General features: G+C 54.2%; 1 protein-coding gene. It reads right to left on the bottom strand.

Annotated features, from left to right (window positions below; all coding sequences use genetic code 11):
- The coding region (locus KW839_RS28215; RefSeq protein ID WP_218426044.1) for a hypothetical protein at nucleotides 1-607 on the bottom strand (607 nt) is incomplete at both ends.

Raw genomic sequence — 607 nt, forward strand, 5'->3', positions numbered from 1 at the left:
TCTCCTTCCTTCTCTCTTCCCTCCTCCCTTTCCTCCCCCCCTTCCCTCCTTCCTCTTCCCCCCTCCTTTCCCCTTCTTCCCCCCCCCCTTCCCCCCCTTTTTTTTTTTTTTCCCCCCCTCTTTCCTCCTTTCTTTTTTCCCCCCTTTCCCCTCTCTTTTCTTTCTCTCCTTTCCCCTCCCTTTTTTCCCTCCTTTTTCCTTTCCTCTCCCCCTTTCCCCCCCTCCTTTCCTCCCTCTTTCTTCCTCCCTCTCTTTCCCCTCCCCCTCTCCTTCCCCCTTTCTCCTTTTCTTTCCTCCTTTCCTTCCCCTCTTTTTCCCTCCTTCTTCTTCCTCCTTTTCCCTCTCCCTTTCTCTTCCTCCTCTCCTTTCCTCCTTCTTCCCCTCCCCTTCTCTCTTCCCTCTTTTTCCCCTTTCCCCCTCCTCCTCCCCCCCCTCTTTCTCCTTCTTTTCTCCTCCCTCTCCTCCCCCCCCCCTCCCTTCTCCCCCTTTCCCTTTCCTCTTTTTTTCTCCTCTCCTTCCTCCTCTTCTTTTTCCTCTTTTTTCCCTCTCTCCCCCTTCCCCTTTTTCTCCCCCCTCTTCCTCTTCCCTCTTCCCTTCCTTCTTCTCT

Source organism: Pseudomonas sp. PDM31 (assembly GCF_019218965.1).
Classification (GTDB): domain Bacteria; phylum Pseudomonadota; class Gammaproteobacteria; order Pseudomonadales; family Pseudomonadaceae; genus Aquipseudomonas.